The following is a 21,407-nucleotide window of genomic DNA, read 5'->3' as shown; positions in this document are numbered from 1 at the left end:
ATTAATTTATCCGGACACTCAAGTTGCTTAAATTTGAGTAACAATGACTGGAAAGAGTACGAAAAAAACACGCCGCAAGTACGATGATTCGTTTAAAGAGGACGTCCTGAAGATGATTATGTCAGGCCGGCCGGTGTCTGAGGTATCCGAGGCCTTAGGTATCAGCGAAAATTTAATATATACCTGGAAAAAGAAGGCTCATAAGGGTACAGGGAATGGAAATGGATCGCCAGGTGGGTATAGTGCCGATGCAGCAGCAGAGATTGAGCGGCTCAGAGCGGAACTTCGCCGAGCTGAGCAGGAGCGTGATATCTTAAAAAAAGCCTTGGTCGTATTCAGCCGTGGGACTTAACGACGACCTATTGCTTCATAGATGAGCTGCGAACGGAGTATCCCATTCAATTGCTTTGTTCGGTGTTAAAAATACGACGAAGCTGTTATTACGCCTGGAAAGCAGGCCAAACCTATCAGATAAAAAATACGGACAAAGTGATAGAAAACGAAGTGATCTCCGTTTTTAAGGAGCATAAGCGTCGCTATGGTTCCAGAAGGATAGTTAAGGAGCTTTCTCACAGAGGGGTTGCTATAGGTCAATATAAAGCCAGGAAATTGCTTTCCCGTAATGGGTTAAGAGCGATCCAGCCAAGGTCGTTTGTTCCCAAAACGACGGATAGTCGGCATACCTATCGCATTAGCCCCAACCTCTTGAAGGAAAGAAAAGGTCCAGGCAGCCGCAATGAGGTGTGGGTTGGAGATATCACTTATATCCCTATGGTGAATGGTAGCTTTTTGTATCTGTCGGTGTGGATGGACCTTTATTCCCGGAAAATTGTAGGCTGGGATCTCCAGGATCATATGCGAGAATCGCTGGTGATCGAATCGCTTCAAAAGGCATTACATGTCCGAAGATTGATCCAGCGATTGTTGCTACATTCTGATCGTGGAGGCCAATATGCAGGGAATGACTTTCGTAAAAAGCTGGCGAAGCATAATATTCTGCAGAGCATGAGCGATGCAGATAACCCCTATGACAACGCGCACATGGAATCCTTCTTTTCCCGCTTCAAAGCTGAAATGCTGGAAGGTGGGGCCTTCCAGACAGCAGAAGATGCCCGCAGTGAAATATTCGAATACATCGAGATGTACTACAATACCAAACGGCTTCATTCCTCAATAGGATATATGTCGCCAACTGATTTTGAAAATAAATAAATCGATAGTAATATGAACACAGTGAATAGTCCTCCAAAGAGCTTGAAATATAAACATGTCAAAGAACAACGATGCACCGATGGCTGGAAATATTCCTGGCAAGTTGCTCCTCAGCAGAGCCTGCTTCCGCTTCTTTCCGGCAAAACAAATGTAGCGAAACCGATCAAATAAAACAAATGATCAAGTCGATGAAATGCAGTACAGAAAAGGGCTGTAGCAGATTTTGCTCGGGGTTATTTTTTAAGAAAAAAAGAAGCAAAAAAAGAAACAAAGGAATGGGCTTCGCCCATGAATCTTTTTTATTAGGTTTGCAGAGGTATTGGCATCAATGCATGTAATAAACTATAATTTAATCACCTTATCAACTTCACTGTCCGGCAAGATCAACACACCTCACTAGGCCATGCATCACCTAAATCTATCGAATCATATCTTGAATCAGATCTTATTCGTCTAAAGGAATGTGCGTTAAGTATCGAGATGTACCCCATTGGAAAGGAGGTCTTTAAAAAATGACAACACCGATTATATTTAAGGAAATGCTAGACATATATCTTAAGTTCCGTGAAGTGTCTGGACTCAAAGAAAGCACGACATTTTCTCTTGTCCAGTTTTATCGCGATTGCAACAAAAGATATCCTGAAAGCAAATACTTAACTCAGGAAATGATTGACTGGTGGTGCGCGAAAAGGGATACTGAGAAAGCGATATCCAATCGCACCAGAATATATCCGATAGTCACCTTTTTACGACATGCAGAGCAACGAAATTGGATAGATGTAAAAATACCAAAGGCACCTCATGTTAGAACTAACACCCATATCCCTCACTCTTTTAGCGAAAAGGAATTGAAAAACTTCTTCAAGGCATGTGACGAAATCAAAGATGGGGCGCCAATTCAAGTAAAACTTAGGGTAATGGAGGTTCCCGTTTTCTTTAGGCTACTCTATAGCAGTGGCCTTAGAACAACGGAAGCCAGACTGCTAAGGAAAAATGATGTTGACCTTCAAAATGGCGTTATCAATGTTCGTTACACCAAAGGATATAATGAGCACCGAGTTGTACTTCACGATACGATGAGAGAACTGCTTGTTCGTTATGATAACGCTGTATCAAAATTAATGCCTGGTCGAAAAATCTTTTTCCCTAGCTGTAAAGATAAATGTCATTGGAACATTTGGGTGTATAAGCAGTTTAGCGAGTTATGCTATAAATATAATGATACAAAAACTGTTGCTTACAGCCTGAGACATAACTATGCTGTTGAAAATGTAAATAAATGGACTAACCATGGTTTTGAAATCCATGACAAACTGGTAGCATTAAGCAAGAGTATGGGGCATAGTACCCTAAAGAGTACCATGTACTATTACTCCCTGGTTCCGAAACTGGCTGGTATTATTGAAGACCTGTCAGGAAAATCTTTTAATAAATTAATCCCTGATTTACCTAATGATGAAGAATAAAAAAAATGATGCCCTGGAATTAGCCAAATATTATGATTCCTGGATTGATGAATGTGCACTAACAAACAGTCATAATACAATACGGTCTTATGAATCCGGCATGAAACTTTATATTGACTTCCTTGAAGACGTTAGGCGCTTAAAATCAACTTCTTTCAGTTCTAGTAATGACTTTTCTCCGGAGGCAATAAAAGAGTGGCTTATCTGGCTCAAAAATAAAAGGGGTTGTAGTCCCCAAAGCTGCAATGTTCGATTAGCCTCGATAAGAGCCTACCTGCAATATATTGGCGAACAGAACATTAAATACAGATATCTCTTATTGGAATCTAAAAACATCCATCGAATGAAGGAAATACCGAAAAAGGTCAATGGCTTGACTGAAAATGCTATTAAGGCACTCATGTCTGTGCCGGATGCCTACACATCGACGGGTTATAGGGATATTGTTCTTATGGCATTTCTATACGGTACAGCTGCCAGAATCGATGAGGTTTTGTCGTTGACAATATCAGACTTGCATCTTAATCCTGATAATCCTCACGCAACTATTATTGGTAAAGGATCCAAAATTAGAACCTTATATCTACCGCCGAAGTTAGTAAGCCATCTTTGCAAATTTATTAAGAAATTCCACGGTTCGGAGCCAGCTAAGGATAGATATCTGTTTTACTCCAGAGTAAAAGGCAATCAAGGAAAGATAAGCCAGGAAGCAATTAACAAGCGCCTAAAGAAATATGCTGTTATTGCTCATCAAACTTGCCCTGATGTGCCTCTTAATCTTCATGCACACCAATTTAGGCATGCTAAGGCTAGCCATCTGTTGCATGACGGGATGAACATTGCCCAACTATCAAAACTCCTTGGCCATGCCAATTTAACTACGACAATGGTCTATCTGGATATAACCATAGACATGAAGGCAAAAGCAATGATATCCCTGGAAGATGAAAAAACTAAAAATATACCAAGAAGTTGGGGTAGAGGAAAAGATAACCTCTCTCAACTTTTTGGAAGGAGAATAAAAATTAATTGAAAAATAATCCGAACTTTTATAGATAATCTTATCTGTTAATCAGAGATCTGCCTGTAAAAGTTCGGATTTTATTGGAGTTAGGATAACGTATGAAATCCAAACGTTTGGATTTTATCAGGGATATTCTCGGCCATGTGTCCGTCCAGACAACAGAGATCTACGCCAGGGCTGATTCACGTGCAAAACGAGAAGCTATTGAAAAGGCTTATATATCCGTCGTGCCTGAAAAAGCACCTGTCTGGCTGTCGAATGAGAACCTGTTGGATTGGCTTAAGCGCTTTTGACCCTGTTTATTATGTAAAGTTATGTGACAGAAAATCATTGCTGCTTTGAAATACAAGCAATAACTTGTCACATACTTTACATAATCCTCAGCTTTACATAACCTAAATTATGCAAAGCTTTACATAATTTAGGGCGGCACAACCATATGTTCGCTGGTTCCCACCGGGGCGGAGAGCTTGCCGCCATTGCTTATAATCTGATTGCCAGCTGTAAGATCCAAAAGATAAATCCGGCAAAATGGCTGGAGGATGTTTTACACAGATTACCCAACCAGCCCAAAGACAATCTACTGGAATTGGTGCCGCAGTGCTGGAAACCGGCATTCAACAAGAAACCACAGAGCGCCTGCATGTAAAGGCTACCGGGAAATCACCGAATTGTTTTTAATGTTAATAATTTTTGCCATGGCCGCTTCCGCCTTTTTTCTTTCCCGTTGCCTTTGCACCCGGATGACTGAATAATCCTAGGGCCCGAGTTCTTCATCACTCAGCATGGAAATAAAAGCATGCAAATCCAGTTGATAAAACTGGCAAACACGTAATGCCATCACAAAACTCAAGTCCCGCTGATCCCGCTCTATCTTCAGATTGTTTATGCTCATCTCAAAGATCGTAGTTCCACAACAAAATACTCAACCGGGAAGAAGTGAAGATTAATAATACCGTCAACAACGAGGTTGCGTTTTATGATTATATGGAGGACATAAGAAGGTTTGATACATTATTATATGTTCCAAATCCAAAAAACAGAGTTGATTTAAAAGCGAATGCCGAAATATTGGATATTGATATACATGAAGATTATGCTACTGATAAATCTGGCAAGAAATTGTAAATTATATGAACTCTTTGCATCGTATGGCTTATAGAAGAAGAGTACGATTATGGAGCGAGATTTAAAAATGGCGACGGGAAGTGTTTCAAACCACTGATCATGCAATGAACTGAACGGGTTTATTTTTCATCAGATTGGTTTTTTAAATAAGGTGAATCCTGCGCAAAGCCCTGCCAGCAGGGAGAATGCCGCTGCAAAGGGAAAGAAATAGATGTATTCGGTGATGGCTAGCAGTATCAGGAACACGCTTAGTGCGGCAACCATAGGGTATTGAGGGTTATTTGACACCAGCGTTAACAGCACGGTGATGAGCAGCAGCACAAAGATCATACTGATGACATAGCCTTCGTAAAAACCGCCGAATGAGACCTGGCGTCCCATAAACTCGAAATGTTGGTTCTGCATCGCCCCTATTACGTTCCCGATCTGAGCGTTGGGTGCCTTTTTCCAGCTGAGCGCGCCTATACTGTGGCCGATGGTGTGCAATAGCATCAGTGCGGCCGCGATACGAAGTAATAATTTTGGTTTCATGCCTGCTGATTGGTTAGGTCTTTGTAAAGGTTAATTATCATGCCCCAACCCTCATCCATCATGGCGATGGTTTTGTCGCCGCTGAGGCGTTCAAGGTCGCGGTGTTCCAGTGTGACAAGCGTCTTTTTGGGACCTTTGGCGATGAATTGTATCTCCACCTCCGTGGTTAGTTCGGGATCATATTTGAAATCTCCGTTGATTTGCCAGTTGAGCACGAGTTTTCCGTGGGGAGCCCAGATCAGGACATGACCGACATTGACCTCGCTGCCGTCTTCGTGTCTTGAATACCAGCGGCCGTTCAGGCCGGGTTCAAGGACTAGTTCTATCATAGGGCAACTACCGGTGTGGTGGCTCTTCGGCCACCAAAGGCCCATTTTCCTGGTGAATACATTGAATGCAGTCTCCTGCGAGGATTCCACGAGGAGTTCCTTTCTGATAGGTGTGATCGTTGTGGTCGTCATATTATTATTTTTTTCTTTTTTTTTCTTCTTGTTCTGCTACTTTTTTGAACGCGGCAAGAGCATCGTTCCAGAACCGGTCAAGGTAATTTCTCAAGGCAATTATTCCTTCCTGGTTAATGGCACAAATGCTACGGGTGCCCTGTTGGTTGATATTTATAAGTTTGGCTTCTTTCAGCACTTTGAGGTGCTGGGAGACTGCGGGGCGACTGACGGGCAGCCCTTCGGCGATGTGGACGACGGAAAGCGGTCCGTTTTGTAGCTTTTCAAAGATGGTCCTGCGAGTTGGGTCACCAAGCGCGTTAAAAGCGAGGTCGTATCGGGTAGCTACTGGCATAAATTTTTTAATGGTAAGTGTTAGCTTACGGTAAGTGTAAACTTACTGATAGTTTTTATATTTGCAAATACTATTTTAACTTATTCGACAAAAAAAATTGAAAGGATTGCCTTCCTTCACAACATATTTAGTTTCAACGGTTAACCAGTACTGCTGTAGAGGGGGCAGGAATCTTCGGGTGTATGGCGGGCAGAGGGGAAAAGGTAAACCACTCAGGCTGTGCACCTGGGTTCGAATATTAATTTTTTTTTTTCTTAGCCTCCAATTCCATGATCTTTTTCTCCGCCAGCTTAGCAATTGACTTTTGACCCGCCTTTCGGAATATCTCCGCGAAGTTGGTCAGGATGGTTAAAAGTTGGTTCAATTCTCCCTGGGTATGGAAAGTATACAATCCTTTGTTACGGGCATTCTGTAATTCTTCGATAAATGTATCCCTACCCTTACCGGTTATGGCATGGAAGAGCCCGGCAATTTCCCCGAATTTATTGGGTTTGGTGAAATCGATCTTGTCTATCTTGGAATCTTCTCCGAGAAGATCAAATAATATGAGGATTTGTTTTTTAGAGAATACTCCTTTTTCCTTCCCTTTTATACCCTCCCGGACAATGGACTGGGTATGAAATTCCTGATGGACTTCCTGATATATTTCGTTATGAACTTCTGTGTGGACATCTGTATGGGAGAAGGTATTGTATTGGTGATTGTTGGTAGTGTGGTTGTTGTTCTCCTGGTTGATTTGAAAAATTTTAGGCGGAAGTGTGATCGAGGACTTATTGACCAGCTTGTTTAAAAAGGAAGGGTCCTTGATCCGTTCCATTGCTCTGGCACAGGCTGCTTCGTAATTGCTCTCCGCCTCCAGTAAGAATTCATGCAAAATGTCGGTAGACCCATTGACCAAAAGTCGATTGATCTGAGCTATTTCCATAATCGAATAGTACAAACTCCAGGAAGAGAGAAAAAATAAGGCAGTTGCACGGGAAATACGGAATTTCGTATTGCACATGCTCCTGTAATAAAGGATGTAGGCATTGGCAGGGGGCAGCTTTCCATGGTAATATTCATAATCAATTTTAAAATGCCGGTATAACCTGAAATGTCCCAATAATCTTGTGGATATATCAACATTGTAAACACCCAGCCAATCGCCAAAACGACAAGCCTGACGTCTTGCCCACTCTCGTATCACGGCTTTTAATTTGTTTTTCTTTTTCAAACCCTTGTTGAGCGGTATTAGCTCCTGTTTCATATGGCCGAAATTTGGATCTAATATATGAAAAAAGTGATATATGTAAAAAAATATCACTATTAAATCCTTATTTTCGCTCCTTGCAGGATGCACTCTTCCTCTTTTATAAGCTGCGTTTCTCACTAATTATATGTTTGTTGTATGAAAAATTGTACTGCTTTTATATTGGGTTTCAGCCTGATCCTTTTGGGGCTTATTTCCTGTAATTCAAAAAAGGATTATGATAAGGTATTTAAGGATCCTGCTCTTTTATACAATACCGTCCATGAATTGAACTATGTAGTGATGGGTAATAATTTCAGTCCCATTGTCGCCTCCCGGAATTATATGTATGCCGCGATCGCCGCCTATGAGGTGGTTGCCGCCGGGTATCCGGACAAGTATACCTCCCTGGCCGGTCAGTTACATGGTTTAAAGGAGGTTCCCCAACCACTCCCAGAGAAAAAAGTGAATGTCGAACTGGCTTCTTTACTGGCCTATTGCAAGCTGGGCGAAGCCGTCACTTTCCCGGAAGGAAGTATGAAGGGGTATGTGGACAGTCTGAAACGATTGGCCAAAGATCATGGTATGCCGGATGATCTGTATGATAACACCCTTGCCTTTTCAGACTCTGTGGGTATGGCCATTATTCGCTGGAGTAAAAAAGACAATTATTTGCAAACTAGGGGAGCCCCTGAGTATTCGGTTAATGATTCGCCCGGAAGATGGGTGCCTACGCCACCGGCTTATACCTCGGCCATGGAACCGCATTGGAAGGAGATCCGGACCCTGGTGATCGATAGTCCCAGACAGTTCATTCCCCAACCTCCTTATCCCTTTGATATAACTAATCCATCCAGCCTCTATTTCCAAGAGGTGAAGAAGATCCAGGTAGCGGTCGATAGTCTTACACCCGAACAGGCTTTTATCGCCGATTTCTGGGATGACAATCCCTTTAAACTAAATGTATCCGGGCACCTGATGTTCGGTACCAAGAAGTTTTCTCCCGGCGGCCATTGGATGGGTATCGTAGGAATAGCGGCCAAACAATCCGGAGCCGATTTTCCCGAAACAGTCTATGCCTATGCTAAGACCGCCATCGCTCTTTTTGACGGATTTATCCAGTGCTGGAATATAAAATATACCTATAACACCAGTCGTCCGGAAACCGTGATCAATAAATATTTCGATCCCAATTGGCGCCCTCATTTACAAACGCCCCCCTTCCCGGAATATACCTGCGGGCATTGTACGATCTCTGCCGCCTGTTCAGAAGCACTGACGAGTGTCTTTGGCGACAACTTTAAATACACGGACACTACGGAACTGGAATTTGGCATCCCGCAAAGATCTTATTCCTCTTTCCGGGAAGCCGCCAAAGAAAATGTAATGGCCCGTTTTTATGGAGGCATTCATTTTTACTATTGCTGCATACGCAGTAATGAAATGGGCAGAGAAGTAGGAGCCCTGGTGGCGGACCGGCTGAGAATGAAGAAATAGGATTTTTCGTAAAGTGGTAAAGTCAATCTCCTGGTTCATTTTAAAAAAGATCAAGGTGGATCAGGATCCCCGAAATAGAAGTACTGATAGCCAAATGGCCGAGCTGATTGCCGATATGATCATGATCCTTTGGCCGTGTTTTCTTTCCGGTTCGGCATATACAAAGACCCGCCCGCCATTGGGCAGTGTTTTTTTAAAATAACATAGAAAATAGCCTATAAACAAACCAAGGAGTCCTCCGGAAATAGCAAAAAAATACCCGGCCAGGATCCAATTCGGGCTGCTCCTTTCCGGTTTGGACAATTCCTCCAGGCGTTTTTCCCTTAAGGTGTTGGCGGTATCCGATGTGATCGGTATTCCCCTGTCCGTCAATAATTTTTTAGCCAAAGCATAATCAAAATGGCCCCATTCGTCCGGCTTGGATACGATGTCTAATAGTTCCCTGTCGGTGAAGGACAGTAAATAATAATCAGGATCAACGTCCTGCAATTGGGTCTGATACCAGGCTTCAAGGGTGGCATGGGCCCGCGGGAAATCGGCTGGTCTGACTTTGAGCTGGATCGTGGGTTCGATACTGTTGTTGGCGAAACTTACATCAAAAACGGGCACCTCATTTTCAATCAGGTATTCGATCTGCTGTTCTTTAAATCTTTCCGCTATAACGGAGGCAAGTCCTGCATCATTGAATTTTTGAAAGGTCAGAAAGGATTCAGGCATATTATTGATCAGGTTTGCGTGATAAGAATGGCCATTTTAACAGGACAAGGTTTGTCGGGGAGGGAAAATAAACAATATTTCAGATACTCAGCAACCCGGTCTGTTATTTTAAGGAAACTCCGGCATCATTATTTCATTTTATACGTTCCAAAATGCAAATGGTAACCTGGTTGCCAATGTCTTTTTTGACTTTTTGTTGCAAATCTTTCATCTGTTCACCGGAAGTAAAGCCTGTAATTTTGGACTTCTCAGCCAGATTCCGCCCCACATAAGAATACCGAGATAAACCGGGAATAAATTATGGCTAAAGAGCGGATTGTCTACCCGGAGGTTCGCGGTAATGGCGCCGCCATAAAGACCAGTCAGTAAGACCGCTCCCAGAACGGCTGTGCGGGGGATCATATAGAGTAAAGCAGGGATAAGGGAAAGAAAAGCCATTAACAGGATATGATGTTCCTTAAATCCCAGTTCTTTCACAGTGGCATCAATGACCTGGGGAGTTTTTAGAAATTTTATGATGGCGTCGAATAACATAAAGAGGATTACGATCCCGCTCATGATGCGACCTGTCCAAAGCTGTGCTTTCGGAATGGTAGTTGTTTCCATGTTGTTGGTTTTTGTTTTTTTTGCTGATTTGGTGGTAGCGGTTAGTTTGTATTTTTTTGACCACTAATTTATACCAGCAAATAAACGACCTTTTACCGGAAACAGAAATGTGTGAAAACGACAATCTAAGGGGTAATTTGCGACAAGGGTATTTTTGACCTGGTCATTTTACGGCATCCTCCCATGTTTTGCCGTTCTCCAGTTTCAATGCAGAAGGAGAGGGGACTGCAATACTGCCTTTAATATTCCCATTGCCGTCAGCCGTCCAGGTTTCTGCCAGCAGATATTTATGAATGTCACGATATTCTATTTTCAGACGGTTCTCTTTTAATTTAAGCACGGCATACCCATTGAAGGCCAGGTTAAGGTTCTCCTTATTGGGATAAGGACGGGTATCCACCATGACCAGTTTACCCGCTCCGTGTTTGTTGGAGCATCTTGTGAAATTGTGCTTTTTATTTAATTCAACCGGCATTCCCCCGTGCCCGATGCAACGTCCATAGGCTGTAATGCCCTCTTTTACACCCGCTCTTTCAAACATAGAGAACCGGTGTTCGTGACCCCATAACCAAAGTACGGGTTTATCCTTTCCAATATGCCTGGCTAATTGAATGGCAGGTCTGGAATATTCTTTTTCGTTAAAGGCGGTTATGTATTGATGATGGGTCAGGATGAGGATGCCCTTATTTTTTACCGCAGGGTCGCTAAAGACTGTCTTTTCAAGCCATTCCATTAAGAGGTCATCAAACCGGCAATCGGCGCCAAGACCCGGTATGAGTTCGATCAGGGGAATACCTAAAGAATGATAACCCGTATCCAAACCGAGTATGATCCAATGTTCATTTTCCAGACAAAAGAATCCTGCTTTTTGTCCGCTGAATTTTCCATCTGGCGCTCTGATGCCCATACTTTTCAGGAGGGTGTCGAAAAAGGCGACACCCCGCGTATACATTTCATGATTTCCTAAAATGGCGAAACTGCCCACATTGCCTCTAACCCAGGGAGAACGGTGCAAGGGGAAAAAATTACTTTTTATCTCAGGAGGAGCACCCACATAGTAGGTATCCCCCATGTGGATCGTGTAGTCAGGATTTTGATTGGCTATCCCGGCCGATACCGCAAAGGACTCGGGGGTAAAGGTTGCCCAATCTGCCGCCAGGGCTATTATAATTTCTTCCGAAATAGAACCCGGCGCTTTTTTCAGTTGGTATCGGCCATTGTCAGGCTCGTTGCTACTTGTTGATTCGTTGGTATTGGTTGATACTTTGCTAATGGTTGATACTTTGCTAATGGCTGATGCCATACTGTTGCCTGCTTCAGGATAGGTGGGGTAGGGATGTTTTTTCCCAAATCCACTTTTTATGGTGTGATATACCCAGGTCCAGAATCCTTTGCTGAGAAAGTTGTTTAACCTGTTCCCCGGGTTACCTTTTTTATACTCGGTGTTAAAGTGGTTGAATATTTTTACCCGGCTAAGATTTTTGTAATCTTCCTTTTTTCGAATGGGAAGGGGAGGAGTGTTTTCTGCCATCGAAGTAAATATTGGTTTTACCTGTTCCTGTAATTTACTGTTTATTCATGAACAAGCGTAACAGTGTTAAGACCTTTCCTTATTAAAAACAAACGTTTTACATTTTCCGCAACATCATTATGAAAGTATTTTGTCATTATTCTCCCAACCTTACTGTTATCCCCTGCGAATATATTTACATCAAGAATTCCATCGATACGAGTAAAGATTTTAGAATTTCTAATTGCTATTTTTCCAATTTGTCTACCTAATACTTCCGCAGAAATATCTATAAGTTCAAAATTGTCATCTCCGGAAAATAAATCATTATGGTGTTCGTAAATTTCCTGGTCGTTCATTTCAAATTTTTAAAACCCCCTGTTAAGAGCTTTCAGTAATTCACCTGCTTCCGAATTTAATCTAATTTGATCCAAATTGATTTTGTAAATGCTCATCGTATATCTTTTGTGCAGCTTCGAAGCATCTTCGGTCCGCTTTTAAAACCAAATCGATATACGCTAACAGGGCAGGAACGGTTTTGATGTGGATATCTTCTTTATCCGAATGGTAGAATTTTGTAAACGCTTTGAGATTTCCCTTTTCATCCGGGATCAACTTATAATTTTTAATTAATTCGCTTCTGGTTTCAAGGGTATACAAGGTAATTTCTTCGGGCTTCAGGTAGTTGGTTAAAAGATCCCCTGCGGCCTCACCCCCCCACCAGGTTTTGGTATCGTTCAACTTGACACTTTGCCAATTCAGAAAATCGGAAGGGTTCAGAAAGTGGAAGCTTCCCAGGAACAGAGACGGTTTTAAGCGTTCTTTATATGCCGATATCCATTTATTTAAAAGTTCTTTTTTATTATTGAATCCAAAGTTGCCTTTATTTATTTTAATAAGGAAATGGTCATATTGCAGGCCTGCAATAATATTATTTATATTTCCTAACCCTACTTCATTTGTTTTTGCAATTTCCCGATATGTATCATTTATTCTTTCCTCTTTGAGTAAAAAGTTAAAAACTACTTTCAGGCCGGTTTTTGTAAATGCCCGATTTCCCTTTTCTATTGGAGGAGTTGTTTGTTTTCGGCCTTCTATCCAGATATGAACCTCTTTTTTTTTCAGGAAAATGTTACCGGCTGTATCTAAATATGCAATATTTAAACTTTGCAACTTTTGTTTTAAAGCAGGAGGAATGTATCTCGCTATGAGGATGAAATTTCCCTTATTACTTCCTGAAAGGCTTATTGTTTTGGCTAGAAGACTTTCTGTCAATTCTTTTCTCACCTGGGCTGGAAAAGAAAACTTTCCACCATTAATGTTAAGAAACAAGATTCCATCCAACTTATTTTGATTCCCATGTTTCCATTTTCCAGATATCCCAGTCCCTTTTTCAAGTTGCTCCAGCGTGGTATCTACTATGAAATTCTGTTCTGTTGTGAGGCTTATTTTACCTTCTTTTCTCATAGTAAAGGGTTTGTTTTGGGCCAAAGGTATAGATTTTTTCTATTTGTTCACGAAAAATGAACGTTCACAAAATGTGAACATTAATAAAACGTGAACATAATTATGATAAAATTTTGATAATCAATATTTTATTTGAAATTTAAATCAGACTAATGTTCATCGCTATTTTCCAGTCTTCAACTTTTCCTTCAAAAGTTTGACTTCTTCCTCCAGCCGGGCGATATGTTCCCTTTGGGGGGCAAAAGCGGCTTGTATTTCGTCGATAGTATAACGGGGGGTAATATGCTGCGGGCAATTCCAGTCATATGCCTGGATGTCCAATACAATCATTCGTTCGGAATGGTGTTTGTAATCCGCCGGGTCTAACTGCCTGAATAAAGAAGGGTCATCCTTGATACTTACGACCCTTGCATTGGCATATAATTTTAACCGCGCCTGGTGCGGATAGGATATCATTATAAGGGCTACATGAGATTGGGTGGCGATATTGCCAACCGAAATGTATTGTTTGTTGCCGGAGAAATCAACAAAACCAATGGTCTTTTTATCGATTACTTTCACAAATCCTGTCGGGCCTCCGCGATGCTGGATATAGGGATATTTGTTTTCGCCATAGCTGGCCATGAAAAAATGATCCTGTGCCGCTATAAAGGCTGTTTCGTTGGCGCTTAAACCGTCAACCACCTGTTTTTTTTCAACTCTTTCATAGGTCTTTCTGCTGCCAAACTCTTCCTGCAACATCCTGACCTCGTCGGTAAAAGCTAAACTGCCATAATTCATACAAGGAGGCCTTAGTTAGTGTATCGAAGGAGAAATCCCCCGTTTATGCTAAAAATGTAGCTAATTCAGCTCAATTTCGGCAGATTTTATGGATAATGGATCATTTTGACTACTTTTATCGTTCATCCTGCATGGGCAGAGTGTCAAACCCCCGAATCAGCATCATTCTTCAGGCGGCACCAGGAAATGCCCTTCGGAAATTTCCTGTCAAATCTGGCCCGGCAGTACAAGCCATCGAAAACATCTTATCGTTGCAGCTATAACAGAAATAAGATGCTAAAAAGACCGTACTGGGAAGACTTATTCAGGTAATGTATTTTTAATTGGTTCAAGGCAAAATAGTATAATTATGAGTGAATTCAGCATTTACACCCCGATTTGGCAGAAGTACAGACCCGCCATCTTAAGTCTTTTGAAATCATCTTTAACCGAGCCACAGGAATACAAACTGTCCAAGCAGGAATTTGAGACGATTGGCGGAAGGACGAGTGCAGGATACGGTTTTAACCTGGAAGTTAAAGAAGGTATCGTACAAAACAATATCAGGGGCACGGCTGTAGCCAGGGATCTGTTCGAGGTCCTCAAAAACTCTCCATCGGCAAAAGAGTTCATGTCGAATAATTATTTCAAGATCAACATGACCAAGGATTTTAAATTGAAGATCCAGTCTCTTCAATAAGATCCGGTCTCTTCCAGGAGATCCTTTCTCTTCCATAAAACCGGTCGGGCAAAGGGCAGCTTATTATTCTGCAGCCTTGATCCCGGGTATCCTGCTTTTTATCAACGCCATCTGACCCTGGTGATGGGATTCATGTTCGCAAACATGGAACCATTTACAGTAATTATTGGTAGGTCCCCAAGGCCATGTTTTATCAATGGTCATAAACCAGGCGTCATCGCGTTTGCGGAATTCTGCTAATGTTTTTTCCCGGGTCTCCTTCAGCAGGCCCAAATAAAAATCCACATTATTTCCTTTGATCGTTTTGCGGGCGGGTTCGCCGAGGCTCATGGCCACATCGAATTTTTTGGTCACCGATTCATCAAATTTCCCCCATTCGAGACCCTTAAAGGTATGTTCGTGATAATAGGCATCGGTTGCTGCAAGATGGTAAAGAAGGGCGCCGATGGAATTTGCCTTGTCGTCCAGGAGATAGTCGAGCTGTTCGGTAGTCATTCCCTTTACGGCCCTTTCAACGGCATATCGGCAAAAACCCATCATGCTGACAAATGTACCGATCTGGGGAGAATAGCCTTGCCTCGGTCCGATGACGGTCGGGCTGGGGTCAGGGTCGGTGTCAGGGTGATTTGCCCCGGTAGAATTGGGGTATGTAGCGTTGGGAATCAACAACATACCTGTAAGACCTGCGGAAACAGCGGCGGCTGTTTTCAGGAATAATCTTCGCCCGGATAAATTTGTTTGATCGGGCAGTTTTGTCTGGTGGTTCATATTGAAAAAGGTTTGTATGTAAAGTGGGAATATTTCACGGAGCTTTTCTGCCGTTTACCGATTTTTTTCCCCCGTTCGCAGCAAATTGCTGGTTGGGGGAAACAGTTGATCCTACATTTGCTTTCTAAACATACTTTTTGTGAGAAAGCTACTTTTTACTTTATCCTTATCTTTATTTTACGCGGTAATTGCCCTGGCACAGACTCCCGCCGGCCAGGGAAACGCGGCAAAGCCCGGAGCTCCGGGAGTCCAGGGCGCGCCAAAAACAGAGGGTGCCCCTAAACCTGGGGGTCCAGGTGGTCCCGGCGGCGGCATGGCAGGCGGCCCTCCCTCTATCGGACGCGCTTATGGAAAAGTAACCGATTCGACCGGCCAGCCAATGGGACAGGTCTCTGCCCTGGTATTAAAGGCAAGTGTCGATCCCACCACCAAAAAAAAGAAACTGGTTTTACTCAAAGGAATGGATACCAAGCCAAACGGAGAATTTGATTTCGAAGACCTGCCTATTGCCTCCCCGCTGGTGCTGAAATTATCCGCTACCGGTTACAAACCACAGGATGTCTCTTTTATGATCGTGCCCGCGTCCGCCAGCGGTGTTTCCAAACCCGGAGAGGGCTCTCCGTTGGGTAATCTGCCATCTTTTAATAAGGATCTGGGATCGCTGAAACTGGTAAATGATATGAAGGAATTGGGGGCAGTCACTGTTACGGCAAAAACGCCGGCCATGCGTCTCGACATGGATAAAAAAGTCTTTAACGTAGACCGGAATATCGTTAGCGCCGGAGGAACGGCCCAGGATGTAATGCGTAATGTTCCATCGGTAAATGTGGACATCGACGGAAATGTCACACTCCGTGGATCGTCACCTACCATCTTCGTGGACGGTCGGCCGACGACCCTTTCCCTCGATCAGATCCCGGCCGATGCGATCGAGAGCGTTGAAGTGATGACCAATCCATCTGCCAAATATGATGCTTCGGGCGGTGGCTCGGGTATCCTTAATATCATTTTAAAGAAAAATAAAAAACAAGGCTATAACGGCAGTATTTCCACGGGTATGGATTCCCACGGTGCGCCGAATGCCCTTGCCGGGTTCAATGCCCGCCAGGGAAAGGTGAACCTGAGCCTCAACGGTATGTATAACGGGATGAATGGAAAAACGGTCGGCAACACCGACCGGTTCACCTATTTGAGCAATACTACGCACCTGATACAGGACGATCTCCAGCGTAACAAAGGACATTTTATGTTCGGCAATATCGGTCTGGATTATTTTATTACCAACAAAACGACCTTATCGGCTGCCTATATCAAGGTGCATGGCAGATTCACTCCCACTGATGTCTCCAATATCGAGACCGACAGTCTGAATTCTTCCGGCAAACAGACTTTATTTTCTCTCCGGAATTCGAATTCCAGTCGCGAATTCGATGTCAATGGCGTGCAGGTAGGTATGAAACATCTTTTTGCAAAAGAGGGAGAGCAGATTACTGTGGACGGTTCTCATTTCGCAGTGACCTCTCATTCTTCTTCCCTGTATACGACCGATTATTATGCGGGCCAGCCCGGACCCAATGCTATCGTGACTTCTACTACCCGGCAGCAGACGCTGGGCACGGCTTCGCCAGCCTTTACGACCGTTCAGACGGATTATACCAATCCCTTTGGAAAGGCCAAACTGGAAGCAGGTTTGCGGGCCACTTTCCAAAAGCTAAGTAATTATAACGATACGTATAACCTCGATGAAAACGGGAAACCAACGATCACTCCATACGGTACCAGTAATTATACGAGCATCAGCAGGGTCTATGCGGCCTATGTGAATTTCAGCAATACCATCGGAAATTTCGGGTACTCGGTAGGGTTAAGAGGTGAGAGTTCCAATTATTCCGGAGACCTCTTGAATACAGGGCAGCATTTTCACAATTCTTACCCGGTCACGCTGTTCCCCTCCATCTTTTTAAGTGAGAAGCTGAAAAACAACCAGGAACTGCAGGTCAGCGCCACCCGCAAGGTCAACCGCCCCGGTTTCTTCCAGCTGATCCCTTATACGGATTATTCAGATACGTTGAATATTACCCGTGGCAATCCTAACCTGGTGCCGGAGTTCACGAATTCTTTCGAGTTGTCTTATATGAAGACCTTTGCCCACAGCAATACGTTACTGGTGTCCGGTTACTATAAATATACTTCGAACCTGATGACCCGTTACCAGGACAGCGCCCTGAACCCGGATGGACATCCGGTGCTGATCAATACGTATGAAAATGCCAACAATGCCTATACGGTGGGCGGAGAGATAACCTCGACCGACAATATCACCAAATGGTGGGACATTACGGTGAACCTGAATCTTTACAATTCACATATCAATACGGACAACCTGAAACAAGTTTCCCAGGATGCGATCTGGAGCTGGTTCGGTAAGTTCAACAGTAATTTTAAGCTGCCCTCTAATTTTTCCATTCAGCTGACGGCTATTTACCAATCGAAGACCAATATACCGGCGAACCAGCAGGCCAACCAGTTCGGACCTCCGGGCAGCACGACCCAAAGTTCTTCGCAGGGTTTTATCCGTCCTTTTTATGGGATCGATATGGCGGTGAAAAAAAGTTTCCTGAAGAACAATGCGGCTTCTGTAACAGCGACGATGACCGATATTTTCCGGACCCGGTGGTCCAAACAGAACAGCCACAGCGCTTATTTTTTGCAGGAGTATGACCGTCTGCGGGACCCCCAGCTTTTTAAAGTGGTGTTCGCTTACCGGTTTGGAAAAATGGATCTGAATCTGTTCAAACGCAAGGATATGAATTCGCAGGGACCTCCTCCGATGTAAGGATGCTCTCAGAACAGGAGTGGGATGGCCCCTGAATGGAAATGAACAATAACAATTGGCTTTAGGCGTTTTGCGAGTAGTCCTGCCTTGTACAAACCTCCAATACTCCTAAAGCCAATATCATGAGAAAACCTCTTTTGCTTTGCCTGAGCATATGCTGTGCTCATCTACCCTTTGCCCAGCCTGTACTCCAGACTTCTTTATTAGCCGGCGTCAGTGTCCCTTTGCACAATAATGCGGTAAACGGGACTTATAACGGCAGCGGTATCCATTTCGGCAGCAGTCTTAATTATTTAATGGGAAACGGAGCGCTGCGCCTGGGCATCGGCACTTATATCGGCTTTTTGGATGCCTTGGGCACCGATATTAACTACAAACAGACCGGACAGGCTATCGCAGAAAAATTTGGATTATCCGCACAGGGGTTGGTATACAATACCACTCCGTTCAAGAGTACTCATATTTTACTCGGCCCTGTGGCTTCTGTTATGACTGCGGGCTGGGCTATAGATTTGTGGGCAAAAGGCGGCTATGGGATCAATGAGCCTGGCAGTTATTCCGTGATCTATAAGGAAGGAAATTTTACCAATACTTTATATGCCAATAAGGCGGGGGAGAACCGGAATGGATTAACCTATAGTCTGGGCGGAGGGATCCGTTATGGCCTTTGCGGAAATGTGGGGCTGCAATTGGCCGCTGATTATTTCACTACGGCGACAGACCAGGTAAATTATAATTTTGAACGCGAAAAGGGATTAAGCCCCTTATACACCCGTTCGAATAATGCCTATATACAGGCTTCCGCAGGTTTGGTCTTTACGATCGGGGGAACGGGGGAGAAGGATCAGACCGGAAGGAAAGCGACGAGGAACAAAACGCAGGAGGCGTACACTGATAAGGCTATTACCGGCATCTCCGGACAGGATGTTGAAGAAGGTGCCGATAAAGATCCGCGAAAAGACAGTTTATTCTTTGTCCCCGAAAAACTAGTCATTAAAAGGACCCGCCAGACACAGAACGCAACTTTCGGAGAGCGGTCAGGACATAGCCTATCTTCTGTGAATAATTATCTTACCGGTTTTGTTTATCGGGATAACAACGGGCCTCTTGTCGGCCAATGCGGCCCAAGCGAAATGCCGGGAGATCCCGTTCCCGGAATCGATGTGAAATTTTTAAGCGAAGATGGAAATGGTTCCAATACTCCGTTTCAGGGAAGGACGAATGCGGACGGAAGTTTTGCCCTTAACAATATACCTCCGGGTAATTACCGGGCAGTCATTGGCCGCGATACGCTGCCTGTCGGTGTAAACAATGCCGTCGTCAATCCCGGGTATTCGTTGCTGGACGTACCGGTTAATGAATGTACTTCTGCGAATAATGTGGTCTTGTCGGAAAATAAATTATTTGTAGAGATCGTAGCAGCGAGAGAGGCTGGCAGCGGCATGGCAAGCGGCAGAAGGATGGTCGCTCTATCTTCCGATCCGTTGCCTGTTACCAACAGGGCTTTTGAGATAAACTGGAAAAATATTATTACGAGTGATGGCAGGTTGTATGCGGAAGTGACCGGATCAAGGGAAGCCGGTACCGGCATGGCAAGCGGGCGTCGCATGGTCCTGACGGGAGATGTGGATGGAGACGGAATACCGGATTATGCATCAGCGGATAATGATGATGAAGGAAATCTGCGTATCGTGCATCTGCATAAAGAAGGAATTGTCCATCGTGATCTGGCGGCAAGGGGTATTGTCAATAATCCATTGTATCAGGGAAGCGGCACCAGCAGCAGCAATCCAATGAGCGAGGGAAGAGGTGCCAGTGGCAACAATCCCTTGTACGAGCCGAAAGGCAATCTGCGTTCCTCAGGGAGTCATGGTGAAAATCCACTGTACGAAGCCAAAAGTGAACTCCGGGTACCGGGTAGTAACGGTGCCGAACATACTCTTTTGCTGCCTTCTTCTACAGTCTTAAAAACGGTAACCACCAATCGCCCTGTCCCGGGAAACAGCTTCGACTGTTTGCCACCCGGATCCAATGAACAGAAAGCGACGGTTAATACAACCCGGTCGAATATCAAACGCCCAAGCCGGATAAGCTGTCTGGACGGAACTTGCGCTGTCGAATGCGTGGCCGAAGTAAACGGAGTGGAATATGAGGCGGTAATTACCGGCAAATTCAGGAAAGTTATAAAATAGGACACTATCCGGTACTGTCTGGTACTATCCTGTACTGTGCTGCCCGCCAGATTCGCGGACGGCTCTGTGTATACTATGTAATTTTTTTGTATATAATTAGTATACTAATTTAGTAGACTAATTGCTTTCCCTTATCTTTGGATGGAGGAATGCAGATCGGAGAAAAGTATTATATTTATAATATTCGCCGGAGCTGCCGATTGGTCGCATTAAAATTGTTAATAATAAATGGAAGCTTTTTTATGACACAGGGAGATTTCGATGGACGGGAGCTTGTCCCGGAACTCCGTAATGGTGATCCGTCGGCATTCAGACAGCTTTATCATGCATACGGGCCCCGTCTGTATGGGTTCTGCAAACGGTTCGGGCTTTCGGTCGATGAATCCCGGGATATACTTCAACAAACCTTTACAAGAATCTGGGAGAACCGGCAGGACATTCGTTCCGATGCTTCCTTCAACAACTATCTTTTTACAATAGCCAAAAATCTTATTTTGAATTCTCTTCGCCGTGCGGCTTACGCGGAAAAATATCTTCGCGAGGCGGGTCTTCAATGGCCGGCTGCCGGGATGGTACCCGCCCCGGCCGACGAGCGGGAACTGCAACGGCTGATTGGCGAGGCCGTTCTTCAATTACCCGATAAGTGCCGGCAGATCTTCTGGAAAAGCCGTTTTGAAGGGTTCAGCAACCAGGAGATCGCCGATGAACTTTCCATCTCAAAAAGCACGGTGGAGAACCAACTGAACAAGGCCCTGAAAACCATCCGTAAGTTCCTGGAAAACAATGGATATGGGCCTGCACTCCTCACCGGTTATGCCGGGCTGTTTCATATACTGATTCATTTCATTTCACGGTAAAATTTTCCGTCATGCCGATCCAAAACGGGGTAAGTTTACTTTTTTTTGGGCGGGCATAGGTGCGCTGCCATTCTCATGTGTATATCTATATCGAGGGACGGAATAAAACCATTG

Annotated in this window: 23 protein-coding genes; 12 read left to right on the top strand and 11 right to left on the bottom strand. The window is 44.0% G+C overall.

Annotated features, from left to right (window positions below; translation table 11 throughout):
- Positions 1–43 precede the first annotated feature (43 nt).
- The 7 genes from ACX0G9_RS10175 to ACX0G9_RS10145 all read left to right on the top strand — a co-directional run bounded on the left by ACX0G9_RS10175 (position 44) and on the right by ACX0G9_RS10145 (position 4,351).
- Positions 44–352 carry a transposase gene (locus ACX0G9_RS10175; RefSeq protein WP_459064788.1) on the top strand — a complete coding sequence of 103 codons (309 nt, stop codon included), beginning with the start codon at positions 44–46 and terminating at the stop codon, positions 350–352.
- Complete coding sequence (locus ACX0G9_RS10170) at positions 334–1,212, top strand: IS3 family transposase (RefSeq protein ID WP_459064883.1); 879 nt, start codon at positions 334–336, stop codon at positions 1,210–1,212. The genes ACX0G9_RS10175 and ACX0G9_RS10170 overlap by 19 nt, the downstream gene beginning before the upstream one ends.
- 12 nt (positions 1,213–1,224) lie before the next feature.
- Positions 1,225–1,383 (top strand): hypothetical protein, encoded by a 159-nt coding sequence (locus tag ACX0G9_RS10165; RefSeq protein ID WP_459064787.1) that lies wholly within the window; start codon positions 1,225–1,227, stop codon positions 1,381–1,383.
- Positions 1,384–1,724: 341 nt separating this feature from the next.
- Positions 1,725–2,678, top strand: coding sequence for a tyrosine-type recombinase/integrase (locus ACX0G9_RS10160; RefSeq protein WP_459064786.1), 954 nt, complete (start codon positions 1,725–1,727; stop codon positions 2,676–2,678).
- Positions 2,665–3,711, top strand: coding sequence for a tyrosine-type recombinase/integrase (locus ACX0G9_RS10155; protein WP_459064785.1), 1,047 nt, complete (start codon positions 2,665–2,667; stop codon positions 3,709–3,711). Before ACX0G9_RS10160 ends, ACX0G9_RS10155 begins: the two co-directional genes overlap by 14 nt.
- Positions 3,712–3,800: 89 nt before the next feature.
- Positions 3,801–3,995, top strand: coding sequence for a hypothetical protein (locus ACX0G9_RS10150; RefSeq protein ID WP_459064784.1), 195 nt, complete (start codon positions 3,801–3,803; stop codon positions 3,993–3,995).
- A gap of 146 nt (positions 3,996–4,141) precedes the next feature.
- On the top strand, positions 4,142–4,351 hold the full coding sequence (locus ACX0G9_RS10145; RefSeq protein WP_459064783.1) for a transposase domain-containing protein: 210 nt from the start codon (positions 4,142–4,144) through the stop codon (positions 4,349–4,351).
- Positions 4,352–4,959: 608 nt separating this feature from the next.
- On the opposite strand, the gene ACX0G9_RS10140 is transcribed toward ACX0G9_RS10145, so the two are convergent.
- From ACX0G9_RS10140 to ACX0G9_RS10125, 4 genes are all read right to left on the bottom strand, one after another.
- On the bottom strand, positions 4,960–5,361 hold the full coding sequence (locus ACX0G9_RS10140; protein ID WP_459064782.1) for an LIC_13387 family protein: 402 nt from the start codon (positions 5,359–5,361) through the stop codon (positions 4,960–4,962).
- Positions 5,358–5,822, bottom strand: coding sequence for an SRPBCC family protein (locus ACX0G9_RS10135; RefSeq protein ID WP_459064781.1), 465 nt, complete (start codon positions 5,820–5,822; stop codon positions 5,358–5,360). The genes ACX0G9_RS10140 and ACX0G9_RS10135 overlap by 4 nt, the downstream gene beginning before the upstream one ends.
- A gap of 4 nt (positions 5,823–5,826) precedes the next feature.
- Positions 5,827–6,156, bottom strand: coding sequence for an ArsR/SmtB family transcription factor (locus ACX0G9_RS10130; protein WP_459064780.1), 330 nt, complete (start codon positions 6,154–6,156; stop codon positions 5,827–5,829).
- Between the two features lie 238 nt (positions 6,157–6,394).
- Positions 6,395–7,402, bottom strand: a complete 1,008-nt coding sequence (locus tag ACX0G9_RS10125) for a hypothetical protein (protein WP_459064779.1) — start codon at positions 7,400–7,402, stop codon at positions 6,395–6,397.
- Positions 7,403–7,543: 141 nt separating this feature from the next.
- Here ACX0G9_RS10125 and ACX0G9_RS10120 point away from each other — a divergent pair, with 141 nt between their 5' ends.
- The gene (locus ACX0G9_RS10120) at positions 7,544–8,881 is read left to right on the top strand and encodes a vanadium-dependent haloperoxidase (RefSeq protein WP_459064778.1); all 1,338 of its coding nucleotides are present in this window, start codon (positions 7,544–7,546) and stop codon (positions 8,879–8,881) included.
- Positions 8,882–8,941: 60 nt separating this feature from the next.
- On the opposite strand, the gene ACX0G9_RS10115 is transcribed toward ACX0G9_RS10120, so the two are convergent.
- The 6 genes from ACX0G9_RS10115 to ACX0G9_RS10090 all read right to left on the bottom strand — a co-directional run bounded on the left by ACX0G9_RS10115 (position 8,942) and on the right by ACX0G9_RS10090 (position 13,961).
- The gene (locus tag ACX0G9_RS10115; RefSeq protein WP_459064777.1) at positions 8,942–9,598 is read right to left on the bottom strand and encodes a hypothetical protein; all 657 of its coding nucleotides are present in this window, start codon (positions 9,596–9,598) and stop codon (positions 8,942–8,944) included.
- A gap of 207 nt (positions 9,599–9,805) precedes the next feature.
- Entirely contained in the window at positions 9,806–10,204 is a 399-nt protein-coding gene (locus tag ACX0G9_RS10110) for a DoxX family protein (protein ID WP_459064776.1), read from the bottom strand.
- A gap of 163 nt (positions 10,205–10,367) precedes the next feature.
- Complete coding sequence (locus ACX0G9_RS10105) at positions 10,368–11,735, bottom strand: metallophosphoesterase family protein (RefSeq protein ID WP_459064775.1); 1,368 nt, start codon at positions 11,733–11,735, stop codon at positions 10,368–10,370.
- Between the two features lie 41 nt (positions 11,736–11,776).
- Positions 11,777–12,073, bottom strand: coding sequence for a hypothetical protein (locus ACX0G9_RS10100; protein WP_459064774.1), 297 nt, complete (start codon positions 12,071–12,073; stop codon positions 11,777–11,779).
- A 61-nt stretch (positions 12,074–12,134) separates the two neighbouring features.
- Positions 12,135–13,181, bottom strand: coding sequence for a type IV toxin-antitoxin system AbiEi family antitoxin (locus ACX0G9_RS10095; protein WP_459064773.1), 1,047 nt, complete (start codon positions 13,179–13,181; stop codon positions 12,135–12,137).
- Between the two features lie 162 nt (positions 13,182–13,343).
- Entirely contained in the window at positions 13,344–13,961 is a 618-nt protein-coding gene (locus ACX0G9_RS10090) for a pyridoxamine 5'-phosphate oxidase family protein (protein WP_459064772.1), read from the bottom strand.
- A gap of 349 nt (positions 13,962–14,310) precedes the next feature.
- On the opposite strand from ACX0G9_RS10090, the gene ACX0G9_RS10085 reads away from it, so the two are divergent.
- On the top strand, positions 14,311–14,640 hold the full coding sequence (locus tag ACX0G9_RS10085) for a hypothetical protein (RefSeq protein ID WP_459064771.1): 330 nt from the start codon (positions 14,311–14,313) through the stop codon (positions 14,638–14,640).
- Positions 14,641–14,703: 63 nt separating this feature from the next.
- On the opposite strand, the gene ACX0G9_RS10080 is transcribed toward ACX0G9_RS10085, so the two are convergent.
- Positions 14,704–15,408 (bottom strand): DinB family protein, encoded by a 705-nt coding sequence (locus ACX0G9_RS10080; protein WP_459064770.1) that lies wholly within the window; start codon positions 15,406–15,408, stop codon positions 14,704–14,706.
- A 139-nt stretch (positions 15,409–15,547) separates the two neighbouring features.
- On the opposite strand from ACX0G9_RS10080, the gene ACX0G9_RS10075 reads away from it, so the two are divergent.
- From ACX0G9_RS10075 to ACX0G9_RS10065, 3 genes are all read left to right on the top strand, one after another.
- Positions 15,548–18,244 carry an outer membrane beta-barrel protein gene (locus ACX0G9_RS10075; protein ID WP_459064769.1) on the top strand — a complete coding sequence of 899 codons (2,697 nt, stop codon included), beginning with the start codon at positions 15,548–15,550 and terminating at the stop codon, positions 18,242–18,244.
- 122 nt (positions 18,245–18,366) lie between these two features.
- Entirely contained in the window at positions 18,367–20,436 is a 2,070-nt protein-coding gene (locus tag ACX0G9_RS10070; protein WP_459064768.1) for a carboxypeptidase-like regulatory domain-containing protein, read from the top strand.
- Positions 20,437–20,678: 242 nt separating this feature from the next.
- Positions 20,679–21,293: an RNA polymerase sigma factor gene (locus ACX0G9_RS10065; protein ID WP_459064767.1), complete on the top strand. Its 615-nt coding sequence runs from the start codon at positions 20,679–20,681 to the stop codon at positions 21,291–21,293.
- Positions 21,294–21,407: the final 114 nt, after the last annotated feature.

This window comes from Flavitalea flava (genome assembly GCF_054461575.1).
The sequence above is the reverse complement of the archived record's forward strand: the minus strand, read 5'-3'. Positions and strand labels throughout refer to the sequence as shown.

What these genes read in the sequence shown, in the direction of transcription:
- ACX0G9_RS10095 (WP_459064773.1), bottom strand. Translation starts at nt 13,181, where the DNA reads ATGAGAAAAGAAGGTAAAATAAGCCTCACAACAGAACAGAATTTCATA.
- ACX0G9_RS10105 (WP_459064775.1), bottom strand. Translation starts at nt 11,735, where the DNA reads ATGGCAGAAAACACTCCTCCCCTTCCCATTCGAAAAAAGGAAGATTAC.
- ACX0G9_RS10150 (WP_459064784.1), top strand. Translation starts at nt 3,801, where the DNA reads ATGAAATCCAAACGTTTGGATTTTATCAGGGATATTCTCGGCCATGTG.
- ACX0G9_RS10065 (WP_459064767.1), top strand. Translation starts at nt 20,679, where the DNA reads ATGACACAGGGAGATTTCGATGGACGGGAGCTTGTCCCGGAACTCCGT.
- ACX0G9_RS10085 (WP_459064771.1), top strand. Translation starts at nt 14,311, where the DNA reads ATGAGTGAATTCAGCATTTACACCCCGATTTGGCAGAAGTACAGACCC.
- ACX0G9_RS10110 (WP_459064776.1), bottom strand. Translation starts at nt 10,204, where the DNA reads ATGGAAACAACTACCATTCCGAAAGCACAGCTTTGGACAGGTCGCATC.
- ACX0G9_RS10140 (WP_459064782.1), bottom strand. Translation starts at nt 5,361, where the DNA reads ATGAAACCAAAATTATTACTTCGTATCGCGGCCGCACTGATGCTATTG.
- ACX0G9_RS10165 (WP_459064787.1), top strand. Translation starts at nt 1,225, where the DNA reads ATGAACACAGTGAATAGTCCTCCAAAGAGCTTGAAATATAAACATGTC.
- ACX0G9_RS10120 (WP_459064778.1), top strand. Translation starts at nt 7,544, where the DNA reads ATGAAAAATTGTACTGCTTTTATATTGGGTTTCAGCCTGATCCTTTTG.
- ACX0G9_RS10100 (WP_459064774.1), bottom strand. Translation starts at nt 12,073, where the DNA reads ATGAACGACCAGGAAATTTACGAACACCATAATGATTTATTTTCCGGA.
- ACX0G9_RS10155 (WP_459064785.1), top strand. Translation starts at nt 2,665, where the DNA reads ATGATGAAGAATAAAAAAAATGATGCCCTGGAATTAGCCAAATATTAT.
- ACX0G9_RS10090 (WP_459064772.1), bottom strand. Translation starts at nt 13,961, where the DNA reads ATGAATTATGGCAGTTTAGCTTTTACCGACGAGGTCAGGATGTTGCAG.
- ACX0G9_RS10135 (WP_459064781.1), bottom strand. Translation starts at nt 5,822, where the DNA reads ATGACGACCACAACGATCACACCTATCAGAAAGGAACTCCTCGTGGAA.
- ACX0G9_RS10115 (WP_459064777.1), bottom strand. Translation starts at nt 9,598, where the DNA reads ATGCCTGAATCCTTTCTGACCTTTCAAAAATTCAATGATGCAGGACTT.
- ACX0G9_RS10080 (WP_459064770.1), bottom strand. Translation starts at nt 15,408, where the DNA reads ATGAACCACCAGACAAAACTGCCCGATCAAACAAATTTATCCGGGCGA.
- ACX0G9_RS10145 (WP_459064783.1), top strand. Translation starts at nt 4,142, where the DNA reads ATGTTCGCTGGTTCCCACCGGGGCGGAGAGCTTGCCGCCATTGCTTAT.
- ACX0G9_RS10160 (WP_459064786.1), top strand. Translation starts at nt 1,725, where the DNA reads ATGACAACACCGATTATATTTAAGGAAATGCTAGACATATATCTTAAG.
- ACX0G9_RS10125 (WP_459064779.1), bottom strand. Translation starts at nt 7,402, where the DNA reads ATGAAACAGGAGCTAATACCGCTCAACAAGGGTTTGAAAAAGAAAAAC.
- ACX0G9_RS10070 (WP_459064768.1), top strand. Translation starts at nt 18,367, where the DNA reads ATGAGAAAACCTCTTTTGCTTTGCCTGAGCATATGCTGTGCTCATCTA.
- ACX0G9_RS10175 (WP_459064788.1), top strand. Translation starts at nt 44, where the DNA reads ATGACTGGAAAGAGTACGAAAAAAACACGCCGCAAGTACGATGATTCG.
- ACX0G9_RS10130 (WP_459064780.1), bottom strand. Translation starts at nt 6,156, where the DNA reads ATGCCAGTAGCTACCCGATACGACCTCGCTTTTAACGCGCTTGGTGAC.